The 16083-nt window shown below is 71.5% G+C and carries 15 protein-coding genes and 1 tRNA gene; 6 read left to right on the forward strand and 10 right to left on the reverse strand.

Annotated features, from left to right (window positions below; all coding sequences use genetic code 11):
* Position 1: 1 nt before the first annotated feature.
* Positions 2 to 316, reverse strand: coding sequence for a multidrug efflux SMR transporter (locus FFG40_RS04950; protein ID WP_138802440.1), 315 nt, complete (start codon positions 314 to 316; stop codon positions 2 to 4).
* Positions 317 to 422: 106 nt separating this feature from the next.
* On the opposite strand from FFG40_RS04950, the gene FFG40_RS04955 reads away from it, so the two are divergent.
* The 4 genes from FFG40_RS04955 to FFG40_RS04970 all read left to right on the forward strand — a co-directional run bounded on the left by FFG40_RS04955 (position 423) and on the right by FFG40_RS04970 (position 4370).
* Positions 423 to 1001 carry a TetR/AcrR family transcriptional regulator gene (locus tag FFG40_RS04955; protein WP_260678789.1) on the forward strand — a complete coding sequence of 193 codons (579 nt, stop codon included), beginning with the start codon at positions 423 to 425 and terminating at the stop codon, positions 999 to 1001.
* A 73-nt stretch (positions 1002 to 1074) separates the two neighbouring features.
* Positions 1075 to 2088, forward strand: coding sequence for a permease (locus FFG40_RS04960; RefSeq protein WP_138802441.1), 1014 nt, complete (start codon positions 1075 to 1077; stop codon positions 2086 to 2088).
* Complete coding sequence (locus FFG40_RS04965) at positions 2075 to 2935, forward strand: TIGR03943 family putative permease subunit (protein ID WP_138802442.1); 861 nt, start codon at positions 2075 to 2077, stop codon at positions 2933 to 2935. The genes FFG40_RS04960 and FFG40_RS04965 overlap by 14 nt, the downstream gene beginning before the upstream one ends.
* Positions 2925 to 4370: a hypothetical protein gene (locus FFG40_RS04970; RefSeq protein ID WP_138802443.1), complete on the forward strand. Its 1446-nt coding sequence runs from the start codon at positions 2925 to 2927 to the stop codon at positions 4368 to 4370. The genes FFG40_RS04965 and FFG40_RS04970 overlap by 11 nt, the downstream gene beginning before the upstream one ends.
* 72 nt (positions 4371 to 4442) lie before the next feature.
* On the opposite strand, the gene FFG40_RS04975 is transcribed toward FFG40_RS04970, so the two are convergent.
* From FFG40_RS04975 to FFG40_RS05010, 8 genes are all read right to left on the reverse strand, one after another.
* The gene (locus FFG40_RS04975) at positions 4443 to 5489 is read right to left on the reverse strand and encodes an NAD(P)-dependent alcohol dehydrogenase (RefSeq protein ID WP_071404920.1); all 1047 of its coding nucleotides are present in this window, start codon (positions 5487 to 5489) and stop codon (positions 4443 to 4445) included.
* A gap of 136 nt (positions 5490 to 5625) precedes the next feature.
* Positions 5626 to 6672 (reverse strand): glycerate kinase, encoded by a 1047-nt coding sequence (locus FFG40_RS04980; RefSeq protein WP_260678790.1) that lies wholly within the window; start codon positions 6670 to 6672, stop codon positions 5626 to 5628.
* Positions 6673 to 6882: 210 nt separating this feature from the next.
* Positions 6883 to 8004 (reverse strand): FAD-dependent oxidoreductase, encoded by a 1122-nt coding sequence (locus FFG40_RS04985; RefSeq protein WP_138802445.1) that lies wholly within the window; start codon positions 8002 to 8004, stop codon positions 6883 to 6885.
* A gap of 46 nt (positions 8005 to 8050) precedes the next feature.
* Entirely contained in the window at positions 8051 to 9040 is a 990-nt protein-coding gene (locus tag FFG40_RS04990) for an ornithine cyclodeaminase family protein (protein ID WP_138802446.1), read from the reverse strand.
* Positions 9037 to 9939: an ABC transporter substrate-binding protein gene (locus FFG40_RS04995; protein WP_138802447.1), complete on the reverse strand. Its 903-nt coding sequence runs from the start codon at positions 9937 to 9939 to the stop codon at positions 9037 to 9039. The genes FFG40_RS04990 and FFG40_RS04995 overlap by 4 nt, the downstream gene beginning before the upstream one ends.
* Before the next feature lie 79 nt (positions 9940 to 10018).
* Positions 10019 to 11464, reverse strand: coding sequence for an MFS transporter (locus FFG40_RS05000; RefSeq protein ID WP_260678791.1), 1446 nt, complete (start codon positions 11462 to 11464; stop codon positions 10019 to 10021).
* A gap of 179 nt (positions 11465 to 11643) precedes the next feature.
* Positions 11644 to 12258, reverse strand: coding sequence for a GntR family transcriptional regulator (locus FFG40_RS05005; protein WP_138802448.1), 615 nt, complete (start codon positions 12256 to 12258; stop codon positions 11644 to 11646).
* A 14-nt stretch (positions 12259 to 12272) separates the two neighbouring features.
* A tRNA-Gly gene (locus tag FFG40_RS05010) sits at positions 12273 to 12346 on the reverse strand.
* A 195-nt stretch (positions 12347 to 12541) separates the two neighbouring features.
* Between FFG40_RS05010 and FFG40_RS05015 the strand changes: the two genes are divergently transcribed.
* The gene (locus FFG40_RS05015) at positions 12542 to 13651 is read left to right on the forward strand and encodes a DUF6177 family protein (RefSeq protein ID WP_138802449.1); all 1110 of its coding nucleotides are present in this window, start codon (positions 12542 to 12544) and stop codon (positions 13649 to 13651) included.
* On the forward strand, positions 13641 to 13988 hold the full coding sequence (locus FFG40_RS05020) for a hypothetical protein (protein ID WP_027464937.1): 348 nt from the start codon (positions 13641 to 13643) through the stop codon (positions 13986 to 13988). Before FFG40_RS05015 ends, FFG40_RS05020 begins: the two co-directional genes overlap by 11 nt.
* A 36-nt stretch (positions 13989 to 14024) precedes the next feature.
* Here the strand turns inward: FFG40_RS05020 and FFG40_RS05025 are convergent, their stop codons facing one another.
* Positions 14025 to 16070 carry a cytochrome c oxidase assembly protein gene (locus FFG40_RS05025; protein ID WP_138802450.1) on the reverse strand — a complete coding sequence of 682 codons (2046 nt, stop codon included), beginning with the start codon at positions 16068 to 16070 and terminating at the stop codon, positions 14025 to 14027.
* Between the last annotated feature and the right edge of the window lie 13 nt (positions 16071 to 16083).

Here is a 16083-nt window from a genome sequence, read left to right on the forward strand (position 1 = left end):
GTCAGCTCACCACCTTGAGGCCGATGACGCACGCCACCAGGCCGAAGACCAGGGCGAGGCGGGCGAGGGACGCGGCCTCCTGTCGGCGGAGGATCGCGACGACCACGGTCAGGGACGCCCCGATACCGACCCAGACGGCGTAGGCGGTGCCGACCGGGATGCTCTTCATCGCGAACGCCAACCCCACCATGCTCAGTGCCATCCCGGCGACGAACACGATCGTGGGGACGACCTTCTTGAAGCCGTTCGAGGCGCTGAGGGCGGTGGCCCAGACGGCCTCGAGCACGCCGCTGAGCACGAGGATTGCCCATGCCATGACGATGTCCTTTCCTGCTGGAGTCGTTCGTTCTCGTTGTCGTACGACTGTGCGACAACGACATCGACGGTAGCACGAGTTCGTACGACTGTGCGAGTATGGCGTCGTGGCCAGGAGCATGGACGTCGACGAACGGCGCCGCACCGTGTCCGAGGCGGCCTGCCGTGTCCTCGCCCGCGACGGCCTCGGGGCGCTCAGCGTGCGGAACGTCGCTGCCGAGGCCGGACTGCCGCCGAGCACGGTCCGCTACACGTTCCCGACCCAGGCGAGCGTCCGCGAGCACACCATCACGCTCGTGTTCGACCGGATCCGCGAGCGCATCGATGCCATCCCCGCTGACCTGACGCCGGCCCGACGGGCACGCCGGATCGTGCTCGAGCTGCTGCCCCTCGACGAGGAGCGGGTCATCGAGCTCGAGGTCTACCTGGCGCTCGGCAACGCCGCGCTCACCGACGTCGCGCTCCGGCCGACGCTCGACCGGACCGTCGCGGCGATGCGGACGTGGTGTGAGGAGATCCTCGGGTTGCTCGGCGTGCCGGCGGACGACCGGGAGTACGAGGCCTGCCGTCTGCACGCGCTCCTGGACGGGCTCGCGATGCAGGTCGTCCGACTGGCTCCGGGGGAGTCCGGCGACTGGGCGATCGACGTGCTCGACCGACACCTGGACGGCGTCACCGCGGGCTGAGCGCGCGGCCCCCTCGCACCGTGCGAGGGCGCGCGCGCAGCCCCGGGCAGGACGCGTCACCTATCCTGTCCCGGTGACGACGACCACGCGGCCGCCGCAGCGCACTCGGAGCCTCACCGGCCCCGGCCTGGTGCTGCTCGCCGTCGTGATCCTGCTGGGCATCCGGCTGTTCTCCCCGAGCATCGGGACGACCGGGCTGCCGGACGTCGTGCAGGACTTCCTCACGCTGGCGATCAGCGTCGTCGTCGAGTCCCTGCCGTTCGTGGTGCTCGGCATCGTGCTGTCGATCGTCGTCGAGGTCTGGGTGCCGGTCGGCGCGCTCGAGAAGGTCCTGCCGCAGAACGCCTTCGGCCGTCGCGCCGTGATCTCCCTGATCGGCATGCTGTTCCCGGTGTGCGAGTGCGGCAACGTCCCGCTCGCCCGAGGCCTGATGATGCGCGGGTTCACGCCGGCCGAGGCCGTCACGTTCCTCGTCGCGGCCCCGATCCTCAACCCGCTCGTCATCATCAGCACCGCGCAGGCGTTCGGCTGGTCCGGGTGGATCCTGCCGGTGCGCATCGTCGGCGGGTTCGTCATCGCGAACCTCGTCGGCTGGATCGTCGCCGCGCACCGCCGTCCGGCCGACCTGCTGCTCCCCGCCTTCGAGGCCCGGTGCCGTGCGGCCGTCGGAGCGCCCCGCGGCCTGCACCGCTGGCGGCAGAGCGCCGCACAGTTCGGCGGCGAGACGGCGACGATGATGCCGGCGCTGTTCGTCGGTGCCGGGCTCGCCGCGGCGATCCAGGTCGCTGTTCCCCGCTCGACACTGGTGGCCGTCGGCTCGAACCCGGTGCTGTCCGTCGCGGCGATGATGCTGCTGGCGATGACGGTGTCGCTCTGCTCGAACGTCGACGCCTTCTTCGCGCTGTCGTTCGCGTCGACGTTCCTGCCCGGGTCGATCACGGCCTTCCTGATCATCGGGCCGATCATCGACGTCAAGATGATCGCCCTGCTGCGCACGACGTTCCGGGTCCGCTTCCTGGTGCTGCTGTCCGTCGTGTGCGTCCTGTTCGCCGGAGCCGTCGGGTTGGTGATGAATGTCCTCGTCTGATGCACGCAGCAACGCGGCCGCGTACCTGGGTCTCGGGTCGGTGCTGGCCGCGGCGCTCTGCACGCTGTGGCTCGCGCTGGTCGGGCACCTCGACCTGTACATCAACCCGCGGTACTCGGTGTTCACGGTCGTGCTCGCCGCCGTCGGTGTGCCCGCGTCGATCGCCGGACTGGTGGCCACCGCCCGCGGGTACGGCCACACGCACGGTGACGAAGCGGACGAGCACCACGCCGACGCCCACGTCGCCGCTGATGCCCACGGGCACGACGCCGACGCCGACGCCCACGAGCCGCGCCCCGGCCGCGGTCGCGCCGTCCGCCTCGCCCTCGGCGGTGCCGCCGCCGTCGTCACGATCGGCGTCACCGTCGCGATGCTCGTCCTGCCGCCGACGACCCTGTCCGCCCGCACCGCCCAGCAGCGGAGCGTGGACTCCGCGACCCTGTCCAACGCGACCGGCTCCGAGTCCGCAGTGCAGCTGCTCGGCAGCGAGGGCGTCGACACCTCGCAGTACGGCGTCAAGGACTGGGCCGCGCTGATCCGGCAGACCACCGACACCACGGCCCTCGTCGGCAAGCCGGTCGAACTGTCCGGCTTCGTGGTGCCCGGCGACGACGGGTCCTTCACCCTCACCCGCTTCGTGATCAGCTGCTGCGCCGTGGACGCGCAACCGGTCGGCCTCGGCGTCGTGACCGGCGACGGCACCGGGACCGTCCCCGACGAGGGGCAGTGGGTCACCGTCCGCGGAGCCCTGGCCGCCAACCCGGACCAGTCCGCCGACGCCCGCATCGTCGTCAAGGCCGCGAAGATCACCGACATCGCGCAGCCCGAGGACCCGTATGAGTTCTGAGCGCCGCGGAGACCAGCCCCGCGAGCGGCGCAGAGACGAGCGCCGCGAGCGCCGCCCCGTCGCACACCGCTTCCACCGCCGGTACGTCGCCGTCGTGGTGGTCCTCGCCGTGGTCGCCGCGCTCGCCGCGGTCGTCGGCTCGCAGCAGGGCCCGCGGCTCCGCGACGTGTCCTACGACGCGACCGGCCTCGTCACCCGTCCGGCCCAGCGGGTGATCCTGACGGCGAACCAGGCGCTGCAGAAGGTCGCCGCCGCCGACGTCCGGGTCAGCCCGGCTGCGGCGCACACCGTGACCTCGAGCGGCAACACCATCGCGGTCGAGTTCGCCGGACCCCTGGCGTACGACCGCGAGTACACCGTGACGGTCGCGGACGTCCGGGCACCCGGGCAGCGCGCCACGTCCGACCTGACCGCGGCGATCCGCACCGGCAGCACCGACGTGCTCGCACTCGTGCCGGGGCAGGCCGGGGCGAAGGACCGCATCGTCCGGCGATCCCTCGACGCGGGCGGCGCCACCACCGTCCACGAGGGCACCGCGATCTCCGAGTACGCCCGGCTCGGCCGTTCCCTGGTGGTCGTGAGCGGCACGGACGCCAGCTCGTCCGTCGACATCGTGGCGCTGAGCGGTGGTGTGCAGGACGCCGACGCCCCCGTCGAACACCTCACCCTGCCGACTTCCGAGGGTCGCGTCACGGCGCTCCACGTGGCCGACGACGGTGCCTCGTTCGGGTTCGAGTACGCCGACACCTCGACCGGGCAGTCCCGGAACACCGGTCTGTACGTGGTCGACATGACGGGCACCCACATGCCCACGGCGATCGCGGCGAACGGCAAGCCGAAGACGGGCGCCGTGCCGATGACCGTCGGGCAGTGGGCCTACGTGCCGCGGACCGAGAGCGCGCTGGTCCGGACGGGCAGCGACGACCTGGTGCTCGTCGACATGAGCGGGCGTGCCGACCCGGTCCGGCTCGGCAGCGCCACCTACCTGCACGGCTTCGTCGGCACCGGCACCACGGCCGTCGTCGAGACGGGAACCGGTATCGAGCGGTTGGACCTGACCGACGGGTCGAAGTCGGCGCTGCAGGCGCCCGCCGCGAGCACCGATGCGGCCGTCCTCGGCCGCATCGCCCAGCTGTCGGACGACACGTACCTGCGGGTGCTGGGGGACGTGCGGTCGGACGGCACCATCGCGGCACGGATCGTGCGCGTGGACGGGGGACGGGCCTCCCGGCTGCCCGTGACGATCCCGGACGACGCGAGCGTCACCGCGGTCTGCCCGTCCCCGAACAGCCAGTTCGTCGCAGTCGCGACGAAGTCGGCGGCCGGCGAGCTCGTGAGCATCGTCGACGCGGCCTCCGGTGCGCTCGAGGCGAGCATCGACGCGGGCTCCGTCGACTGGTGCGGCGCGCTGCCGTCCGGCGACGAGGTCGGCTGACGGTCTCGAGACGACAGACTGGAGGCCCGGTACCAGCTGGTACCGGGCCTCCAGTCGTTCAGGTGGTGACGACTACGCCAGCGTGGCCGCGTCGATCACGAAGCGGTAGCGGACGTCCGAGGACAGCACGCGCTCGTAGGCCTCGTTGATCTGGTCGGCGCTGATGAGCTCGGTCTCCGGGAGGATCCCGTGCTCGGCGCAGAAGTCGAGCATCTCCTGGGTCTCCTGGATGCCGCCGATGGCGGAACCCGCCCAGCTGAGCCGACGCGGGATGAGCGCGAAGGCCGGCACCTCGAGCGGCTCGGACGGAGCGCCCACGTTGACGAGCGTGCCGTCGACCTTGAGCAGGCCGAGGTAGGCGCCCATCGGGATCTTCGCCGAGACGGTGTTGATGATCAGCTCGAAGGAGTTCGCGAGCTTCTCGAACGTCTCCGGGTCCTTCGTCGCGTAGTGGGCCTTCGCGCCGTAGCGGAGCGAGTCCTCCTGCTTGGAGGTGGTCTGCGACAGGACGGTGACCTCGGCGCCGAGCGCGACGGCGATCTTGACGGCCATGTGGCCGAGCCCGCCCATGCCGACGACGGCGACCTTGGTGCCGGGGCCGGCGTTCCAGTGGTGCAGCGGCGAGTAGGTGGTGATGCCGGCGCAGAGCAGCGGCGCGACCTTCTCGATGTCGAGCGATTCGGGGACACGGAGGACGAAGTCCTCGTTCACCACGACGGCCTGCGAGTAGCCGCCCTGGGTGATCGAGCCGTCGGCCGGGTCGACGCTGGCGTAGGTGCCGATGTTGCCCTTGAGGCAGTACTGCTCCTGGCCGGCGACGCAGTTCTCGCACTCGCCGCACGAGTTCACCATGCAGCCGACGCCGACGCGGTCGCCGACCTTGTGCTTGGTGACGTTCTCGCCGACCTCGGTGACGTGGCCGACGATCTCGTGGCCGACGACCTGCGGGTACTGGATGGGACCCCACTCACCGCGGACGGTGTGGATGTCCGAGTGGCAGATGCCGGCGTAGGCGATGTCGATCGCGACGTCGTCCGGGCCGACGTCCCGACGGGTGATGGTGGTCTTGACGAGCGGCTCGGTCGCTGACGGTGCCGCGTACGCGTTGACGGTGCGCAATGATCTCCTCGTGGGGGTGGTGCGTTGCGGGCCGGTTCCGGCCCGGGACCAGTGTGCGCGCAGCCGCGGCCGGGTGGGAGGTACAACCAGGACACCCCTGTGCCCGCGGACGGGCGCGTCGCGGCGTTCTGCTCGCTCAGGCGAGTCGGGCCAACCGCTGCCCCGCGATCGTGGCGAAGCGCAGCGGGTCGGCGAGGGCGTCGTCGGGTTCGCCGGTGGTCTGCGTCGCGAGCACGGTGAGCGACGCGGCGGCCGCGTAGTCGTCGAGCGGGGCCTCGATCGCGCCGGCGACGAGCATCGAGCGGGCACCGGGAGCGTGCGCCGCGGTCAGGTCGCGGACCACCGAGGGCACCTTCCCGACGGCGCTCTGGCCGTCGAAGCACCCTTCGCCGCTGATCACCACATCGGCACCGTCGAGCAGCGCCGGCAGCCCGAGGACCTCGGCGACGGCCGCGGCCCCACCGGCGAGCGTGGCGCCCCACATCAGCAGGCCGAACCCGACACCGCCGGCGGCTCCGGCGCCCGGGGTGTCCGGGTCGACGTCGGGGAAGCGTGCGGCCCAGGTGGCGAGTCGGTCGTCGAACGACGCCACACGGTCGGGCGTGATGCCCTTCTGCGGGCCGAAGACGGCTGCGGCACCGGTCGGACCGAGCAGCGGAGAGGTCACGTCGGTGAGCACGGTGACGCCGAGCGGGGGGAGTGCGCGGAGGCCGCCGGTGCCGGATCCTTCGCTGTCGAGTCCGAGCGCCTCGAGCACCGGACGCCCGCCGTCGGTGGACGCGCTGCCCCCGATGCCGAGCACGAGTCCCGTGGCCCCGGCGTCGAGCGCAGCGGCGATCGCTTCGCCGAACCCTCGGCTCGTCGCCGTGTCCGGCATCGGTGCGTCGAGCAGGGGGAGGCCGCTCGTCGCGGCGAGCTCCACCACCGCGCGGCCGTCGGGCAGCCGCAGCCAGTGGGTGGCGACCGGGGTGCCGGCCGGTCCGGTCACGGCGACGGGGACCCGGACGGCTCCGGGGACCGCGGACTCGAAGGCGTCGAGCGTGCCCTCGCCGCCGTCGGCCATCGGGACGAGCACCACGTCGTCGTCGGGGCGTTCGGTCAGCCAGCCGTCGTGGACCGCCGCAGCGATCGACGCCGCCGTCGCGGTGCCCTTGAACGAGTCCGGAGCCACGATGATGCGCACGGCTCCCACCGTAGTGGCCGGTCGCCAGACGCCGGCGTGCGTGCGAGACGCCTTCGTGTGCGCGTGTGCGCGTGTGCGCGTGTGGGAGACGCCGGCGTGTGCGCAGGACGCCTCGTTGTCCTCGAGACGCCTCCGGATCCGGCGGCGTCTCGACGACATGGCGGCGTCGAACGGACACGCCGGCGTCTCGCGAACGCCCGCGCGCTGGCCTCAGGGCGCGGGCGCCGGCTCCGGCAGGGCGAAGCGCGGGTGCGGCGCCCCGCCCGTCGCGAGGTCCGCGAGCATCTCGCCCAGCAGCGGCGCGAACTTGAAGCCGTGCCCGGAGAACCCCGTCGCCACCGTGAGCGGCCCGACCCGGTCGATGACGAAGTCCTCGTCGGGGGAGTTGTCGTACAGGCAGCTGATGAACGTCGGCTTCGTCGCGTCGACCCCCGGCACGTACCGCGCGACGTACGCCTGCAGCCGCTCGGCTTCGGCAGGCACGGGCACGAAGTCCCGGTGGTCCGGGTCGACGACGGGGCCGGTGCCGTGGAACCCGACCTTGACGCCCTCGCCCGGCGTCAGCAGCCCGTACACGTCGTCGCCGTCGGCCCAGTGCACGAAGCTCGGCCAGGCCGCGTCCGGCAGGTGGCTGGGGAAGTGGGCCGGCTGCTCCTGGGTGACGCGGATGGCCGGGAGGCCCGCCCCGCGTCCGGCGAGCAGCCCGCCGACCAGCGTGGGGGCCCACGAGCCCACCGCGGCCACCACGGACGCGGTACGGACCGCGCTGCCGTCGGACAGCGCCACGGTGACGTCGTCACCGTGGTCCTCGAGCCCGGTGACCCGCGTGTCGAACCGCAGGTCGGCGAGACCGGTCCGTTCGGCCAGCGTCAGGAACACCTCGATCGTCCGGTCGGAGCGGATGCGCCCGGCGGAGGGATGGGTCAGCACGTGGCCCTCGAACGCGATGCCGGGCCAGCGCGCCGCCGCCTGGTCCGGGGGCAGTGACTCGTGCGGGATGTCCGCGTCGGCGAGGGCGGCGGCGATCGCGTCGACGACCTCGGGCCGACCGTGGTCGACGGCCCCCGTGCGGACGATGAGCTCCTCGCCGGCGGCGGCCTCGAGCGCTCCCCACAGTTCGAGCGCCCGGGTGGTCAGGGCGACGTACTCCGGGTCGGCGTAGCCCTGCCGGAAGATCCGGGTCGCACCGTGCGAGGAACCGAGGTGGTGGCCGCGGGCGTGCTGTTCCACGAGCAGGACGCGCTCGCCGCGGGCGGTGAGGGCGTAGGCGGTCGCGGCGCCGACGACCCCGGCACCGATGACGACGTGCGTTGCCGGTGCGGGGATGGTCATGTCGAGATCGTAGTCGGGCACGCCGACCCCGACACGACCGTCCCCATCAGCCGCCCGAGGTCGGCACCGTGGTCCCGAGGCCTCGTTCGCGAGCGACTTCGAGCACCAGGGCGGCGACCGCCAGATCCTGCGCACCGAGCCCGACCGAGTCGAACACCGTGACCTGGTCGTCGTCGACCCGGCCGGCGGCACGTCCGACGATGACCTCGCCGAGCTCGGTCGTATGGAGGTCCTGCGGGAGCGCGCCCTCGACGACGGCCTCGAGCAGGTCGCCCGACTTCGACCAGGCTGTGGCCCGGCTGTCGACGAACACCGTCCCACGCGCCATCGCGGGGCCGTCGAGCTCGCGGTGGGTGGGGCGCGGACGGGCGCCGACGGCGTTCACGTGCTGGCCCGCGTGCAGCCAACCGCCCTCGACGACCGGGCGTACCGACGGCGTGAGCGTGCACAGGACGTCGCACTCCTCGGCCACCTGGCGGGGGCCGCCCACCACGGTGCACCGTCGAGCGAGGTCGTCACCGACGGCCTCGAGGAACCGACCGGTCGTCGCCGCGGAGCGAGACCAGAGGAGCACCCGTTCGAAGTGCCAGACCTTCGCGAACGCGCGCAGATGCTCGACGGCGAGGTTCCCGGCGCCCACGAGCCCCAGCGTCGTGTTGTGCGATCGAGCGAGGTGCTGTGTGGCCACGACCGACGCTGCCGCCGTCCGCGCGCGGGTGATGTCCTTGCCGTCCAGCACGCCCAGGCACTCGCCGGTCATCGCAGACGACACCAAGATGGTGGACCGCTGGGTCGGCAGGCCGCGGGAGGCGTTGTGCGGGATGTCCGCCATGAGCTTCACCGCCACCAGACCCAGTCGGTCGGACCGCACCGCCATCGGCAGGAACAGCGCATCGTCGGCACCGGACATGGCAACCGGGGCCGGTTGCTGCATCCGGCCTGCTCCGAGGTCGGCGTGGACGGCTTCGACGGCTTCGAGCACATCGACGTCCGCGAGCGCAGCAGCGACGTCGGACGCCTCGAGGACGAGCGTCACGAGACGGCGACGGCGCTCGGCGAACCGAGGAGTTCGTCGTACGACGGGACATGCGTCGTGAGTCCGCCGTCGAACAGGATCCGCATCCACCGGTCGGACGCATCACGGTCCACGACGGCGGAGTCCCACACGCCGCCCGCCGCCATCTCGTCGGCGGCTCGTCGGAGCAGTGACTGGTCCTTGTCCGGCCAGCGTGCTGCGAGCACGGCGGTGATCTCGGCGTCAGCGTGCCCAGCGGTGATCCGCTGCATGGCCGCAGCGATGCCGTCCATGAACCGGGGCACGCGGTCACCGAGTTCCTCGATGCGGTCGGTGCGGGTGTAGTAGACGCTGTTCGGCATCACCCCGCCGGCATCGAGGTGCCGGAAGACGATCGACCCGCCGCCGGCCGCCACGAGCTCCTCGGCGGAGACGAGGTCGAGGATGATGGCGTCACCGAGGCCTCCCCGGTAGAGCTCCACGAGCATGGCGGTCGACAGGTCGCGGACGAAGCGGGTCGCTGCGACGTCGAAACCGGCTTCGCGGACGAGCCCCGCAGTGAACTCGTACGGCGCGCTGCCGCCTGCACCCGGCGCGAGCACGACCTTCCCCGCGAGCCAGTCCAGGGTGATCGGGGCAGTCTCGTTCCGCGCGACGATGGTCATCGGGAAGGCGTCGTTCAGCTGTCCGACGACCGACAACTCACGGGCGGTGCCGGCGTACATCGCCGGCACCCAGAGGCCCCCGAGCGCGAGGTGGGCTGCACCCGAGTCGATGTCGTCGAGGACGCCGGTCCACGGGTCGCAAGCGGTGGCGGTCACGGTGAGTCCGCGTTCGGCGAAGAGGCCGCCCAGGTCGGCGACGTACTCGGGCAGGTAGTTGAGGCCGTTCGCGGTCGCCGAGATCTGCAGGGTGTCCATGGTGGTGCTCCGTTCGTGGTGTGCGGTGTGCCGGGCGTTCCCCGGCACACCGCTGGATCGTGTGGGTGGATCGGGTGGTTCAGGTGGACCTGGCGGTGAGGACGTTCTCGTTCACGTCCTCGAGGGACCGACCGCGCGTCTCGGGGGCGAACCGCGACGCGATCACGAGCACCGCGTACATGGCTGCCGCGAGTCCGAAGACACCGGCGAAGGCCCAGGAACCGTAGAGCGCGATCGCGGCGAAGGGCATCACGGCGCCGGCGATGTTGCCGATCCCGTTCACGATCGAGGCGCCGGACGCTCGGATCGCCGTGGGGTAGACCTCGGCGGTCCAGGCCGCGAGCGTGGTGTTCGTCAGCATCGTGAAGAACTGGAACAGTGCGCCGAGGGCGAGGATCGCGCCGGTGTCGTTCCCGAACGCTGCGAACGCCAGTGCGGTCAGACAGCCCAGGACCCCCGCGGTGGCGATCAACGGTCGACGCCCGATGCGGTTCGCGAGCAGGGCGGCGGCGGTGCACCCGAGGAGCGAGCCGACGTTCATGATCATCGTGTACAGCAGACTCTGCGAGACGGAGTACCCGCGTTCGACGAGCAGCGTGGGCATGAGGAAGTTCAGCGTGACCTGCACCCCGAAGGCCATCCACGACGCGACCCCGATGGCGATCGTCCGGCGCAGGACCAGCCGGTGGAACACAGCTGCGGGTGAGGCGTGCAAGGACACCGGCGGGAGATCTGCAGGGCTGAGCCGGACGGGGCCGACGGCGTCCGCAGGCGGTGTCAAGGTGTTCGAGGCGAGGACCGCGAGCGAGCGGTTCGCGTCGTCGATCCGGCCCTTCGAGAGGAGCCAGCGCGGCGTCTCGGGCAACTTGCGCCGGTACAGGACGACGAACAGCGCGGGGAGCGCCAGGATCACGAAGCTCCAGCGCCAGACGTGGTCGTCGCCGCCGAGCGGGACGGCCAACGGGCCGAGGAGGAGCAGGAAGAGGCCGTAGGAGATGAAGTTCCCGATGCCGCCTGCACCGACGTTGATCGTGGCGATGAGTCCGCCCCGGTACCGGGTCGCGACCATCTCGGACAGCATCGCGATGCCGATCATGAACTCACCGCCGACACCGATGCCGACGATGAAGCGGCTGACCAGCAGCATCTCGAAGTTCGGGGAGGCAGCGCTCAGCAGGCCGCCCAGCGTGTAGACGAGCAGGTTCAGGCCGAGTGAGAACCGGCGGCCGTAGCGGTCGGCGAGCCAACCGGCGAGGAGCCTGCCGACCAACCCACCGACGACGGTCGCGGTGTTGATGGTGGAGAGCTGGACGTCGCCGATCGCGAGGGAGGCCTTGATGTTGGTGGCCATCGCGCCGATGGAGTTCTGCTCGAGGGTGTCGAAGAACTCACCGGCGAGGATGAGCATGAGGACCCAGAACTGGGCTCGTGTGAACCCGATCGAGTCGAGTGCGGAGCCGACGCCTCCGGAAGGCTGGTCGGTGGTGGTGCGTGTTGGTGCGGTGGAGCGCGTTACAGCAGACATTCGTAACTCCAGCGGGGAAGAGTGAGCGGTGCACCGTGCGGTCACTCTTTTGTATACGAAAAGCTGTTTCGGGCTGGTTTCGACTGCAAGACGTTTCGTGACGTCTCCTGTTTGAACCGCACCAAGTGGGACATGCGGCCGGGGTTCCCGCCCGCGCGCGAACCGACGTCGTATACGTTCTACGCGCTGAGTTCGCGGTAGATCGCTTCGTCGCGACGCAGGTGCTCATCCATCAGCAGCCCTGCCTGAACCGACGCTCCCCGCAGGATCGCGTTCGCGACGGCGGCGTGGTCCCCGCTGCTCGCGGCGACCTCTTCACGCGTCACGCGCTCGAAGGCCCAGGCGGTCTGGTGGATGAGCTGTTCGATCATCGTCTCGAGCCGGGTGTTCCCGGATGCCCGGGCCACCAGGCCGTGGAAGGCGAACCGGGGCGACTGGGCCTCGACCTCCTGGTCGGAGCGGCCCTCGTGGCCGACCGCCCGGAGCAGGTCCGCGCAGTCGCCGCCCGTCCGGTCGGCCGCGAGCTCGGCGGCGAGGACCTCGAGCCCGCGCCGGATCTGCATCAACTCGATGACGACCTCGGTGGAGGAATCCGCGACCCGGACGCCCTTGAACTTCTCGGCGACGACGAAGCCCTCGGTCTCCAGCTGCCGGAGGGCTTCGCGGACAGGAACCCGGGAGACGCCGAAGCGCTCCGCGAGCACGTCTTCCTTGAGTCTCGAGCCACGTGCGAGCGAGCCGCTGATGATCTCGGCCCTGATGGCCTTGAGGACCGATGCCGGCTTGGACTCCACGGTTCGATCGTAGTTGGAGCGAGTGACGGGAATCGAACCCGCGCTACCAGCTTGGGAAGCTGGAGTTCTACCATTGAACTACACTCGCGCGCCCCGCAGAACGGGACTCGGCAAGCCTAGCGGATTCTCGCCTGGAAGCCAGCCGACCGCGCACCGTACGCCGTCTCGCCGGCGCGTGTCGCGCCTCCCGAGTCTCCGCTGTGAGGGTGCCAGCCTGACGGACAGGTGTCGCCCCCGTGTGTACCGTCCAGGGAGTTCCAGCCCCGAACCGAGGAGGACCCGGATGGTCAGGCATCCCCTCATCGACGACGTGGTCGGCTCGGCGATCGTGGTCGAGTCCGCCTCGCCCGTCGTGTGGCTGACCGATGCGCTCGCCTCGCTGCTCCGCCGGTCGGCGGACGCCGGACGGACGGTCGTGCTCCGCACCGGCCGGGCCGCGGCCATCACCCCGGCACTCCGGCACGCGCTCGGCGCGTACGGTGCCGCATGGGCGGTGTCCGACTTCGACGGCACACTGCGTGACGGCCGGACCGGCGTCGCCGCATCGGACATCGAGGACTTCGTGCACCGCGGCCCCGAACTCGTGGGCACCCCGTCGCCCGAGCACCCGGTCTCGGCCGACTCGGTGCGACAGATCAGCATCGACCTGACCCTCCGGCACCACCCAGGCCGTGCGGTCGACATGGGCTCCGCGATCGAGGCGTTGTGCCACACCGTCGGCACCTGCCCGACCCGGTGGGGCACCGCCGAACCGCTCACCGTGCCCTGGGACCGCTGGGTCGTGACGCAGTACGCGAAGCACGAAGCGCCCGGTATCTCGACCTCGTACGCCGTCGGCGAGGGGTTCTCCGCGACGATGACCGCGCACCTGGTCGGCGGGGTCGTCGTCGAGACGATGTCCGCCGTGCTCACCGTGCCCGAGGAGAACACCGACCCGGGGCTGGCGAACCGGATGTTCGACGCCGTGCAACGGGTCGCCGACCAGGTCGTCCCCGTGTTCGGCGTGGTCATGCAGCGCCGAGGCGACGCCGACCACCTGGTGCGGGCCGTCTCGCACGGCGAACCGTCGCCGCTCGCCGTCGTCGTGGGCCCCGAGGCCGCGGGCTTCCTGGACCGTGACGGCGTCTGGCCGCCGCCGCGCACCACGACCGCGACCTTCGCGGCCGGCTCCGGGCCGGCCGCCCGTCCGGGTGCCGACGCGACCGACGACGGTGGGATGATCGTCCGCTTCGAGGACGGCTGGGAAGCGCTCGAGTCGTTCCTCGACCGCATCGACGAGGACCGCTTCCTGCAGCTGGTCGGCGGCGCACCGCTCGACCCCGCGCACGACGAGGGCACGCTCGACGGCCACGTCCGCGACGACCGGATGGTGGGCGGTCACGGTGCCGCGTGACGTCACCATCCTCTGCCGCCAGCCGGTCGAGACGCGCGAGGTGGCGGAGGCGCTCCTGCTGCACGACGAGACCTGGGGCGTCCGGGCGCTCGACGACGGCCCGATGATGCAGGTCTGCCGTGACGCCACGCACCCCGTGATCACCGTGCTCGGCGTGCGCCGGGTGGACTCCTTCGACGAGGTCGAGCGGATCCTGCCGGACGCCCCGACCCTGGCGACGCCGCTGTGGTGGGTCGACACCGTGACCCCCGCGGGCCCGGACGGGGAATCGGGGATCTCGGCCGCCCTCGAGGCCGCGATGGACCTCGACGCGGTCTGCATCGTCCACGGGGACTGACCGGGGCCGTGCCTGCCGTGTGGCCGGTACCGCGGGTCAGTCCCGCTTGCTCATCGCTGCCAGGCGCTCGTTGTAGGCCTTGAGGTCGGCGTCACCGTCGCGGTCGGCCTTGCGGTCCAGGCGCTTCGCGTCGCGCTTGTCCGAGCGCATCCAGTTCCGGACGACGAGCAGGGCCACGAACACCATCGGGAGCTCCGACGCACCCCAGGCGATGCCGCCGCCGGTGTGCTGGTCGTCGAGCAGCGCGGCGTCGTTCGTCTGGCCCAGCGCGTGGAACCAGTCCACCGCGAACACCGACTGCGACGTCATGACCGCGACGCCGAAGAACGCGTGGAACGCCAGGGTGGCCAGCAGGGTGATGATGAGCATCGGGTACGGCGGGCGCTGCGGGCCCGGGTCGACGCCGACGAAGACCCAGAAGAACAGGTAGCCGCTCAGGACGAAGTGGATGATCATCGCGACGTGCCACTCGTGCGACTGCATCGCGGCCTGGTACGCCGGCGTGAAGTAGAACACCACGAGGGACCCGGCGAAGATGATGCCCGCGACGGCGGGCTTGCCGAGGAACTGCATCCAGCGGGAGTGCACGAAGAGCATGAGCCACTCGCGGGCGCCGCGTGAGCCGTCGTTCCGGACCGGCAGGGTGCGGAGCGCGAGCAGCACCGGGCCACCGAGCACGAGCGGCAGCGGGACGAACATCATCAGCAGCATGTGCTGGAGCATGTGCGACGAGAAGTGGATCATGCCGTAGACGGCGGGGCCGGCCGACGTGGTCCAGATGAACAGGGCGCAGCCGATCAGCCAGGCGATGGCGCGACCGACAGGCCAGGCGTCGCCGCGCTTCCGGAGCTTGCGCACCGCCAGCAGGTACCAGACGGCCCCGACGACGGCCAGGCCGAGCCACACCCAGTCGATGTGCCACTGGGTCAGGTAGGTCTGCGTGGTCTGTGCCGGCGGGAACGGGAACCCGATCAGGCCGGAGCGGGTGTCCTCGCCCGTCGCGGGGGTCTGCGGGATCGGCGGCTGTGAGCGGGACACGGCGACCGAGACGCCGATCGCCACGGCCATGAACACGATCTCGGCCAGCGCGAACCGGGTGAACAGGCGGCGGTCGAGCGGCGCGCGGAGGAGCCCGGGCACGAGCTTCCGGCGCTGCACGATGCCCGCGACACCGAGCAGTACGAGGATGAGCGCCTTGACGGTGATGAGCCAGCCGTACGTCGTCGTGACGAGGTCGAGCGGGCCGGTCAGACGCAGCGACGCGTTCACGACGCCGGAGAACGCCACCGCCCCGAACGACCACCCGGCGAGCGTCGAGTACCGGGCGATCACGCGTCCGGTCGCGCCCTTGGTGCGGGTGCGGAGCAGGACCACGGCGACCAGGCCGCCGGCCCACACGCACACCCCGACCAGGTGGATCGCGAGCGAGTTCACCGCGTTGGCGTGCTCGAGCGACCCGGCGGCGTGGCCGGACAGGGCCAGGGGGAGCAGGGCGAACAGGCCGATCACGGTGGCGAACGCCAGGGTCGTCACCCGGGTGGCGAAGGCGGCGACCACCGTGGCGACCAGGATCGCGGCAGCCGACACCACGAGCGCCTGGCCGATCTCGACCTGGAACGCGAAGAGCATGAAGTTGCGGGCGAACACCGGGCTGGTGAGCGGGACACCGAGGGTGTTCGCGCCGGTCAGGACGATGCTCACCGAGGCCGCCAGGAACCAGACGGCGCCGGTCGCCGCGGCCCACCGGGTGGCCCGGTGCTGCACGCTCGACAGGGCGCCGTGGTCCTTCTTCTGCGCGGGCAGCGCGAACGCCGCGACGATGAGGAGCCCGATGGTCAGCGCCGCCATCGTGTCGTGCACGACGCGGGCGATCGGCAGGCCGTACTCGACGACGTCGCCGGCGGACACCAGCTGCTGACCCGCGCTGAAGGCACCGGTGATCGTCAGCCCGAGGATCGAGCACGCGACGGCGAGCGGGATCGCGATGACGAGGACCGTCGCGACGGTGGACGAGCGCCCGGTGGTGGGGGCGGCGTCCGGCGCTGACCCGGTGGGCTGGGTTTCGGGTGACGTGACGGTCATGACCGTCCAATGG

Origin of the sequence: Curtobacterium sp. KBS0715, assembly GCF_005938005.2 — a bacterium.
Lineage (GTDB): Bacteria > Actinomycetota > Actinomycetes > Actinomycetales > Microbacteriaceae > Curtobacterium > Curtobacterium flaccumfaciens.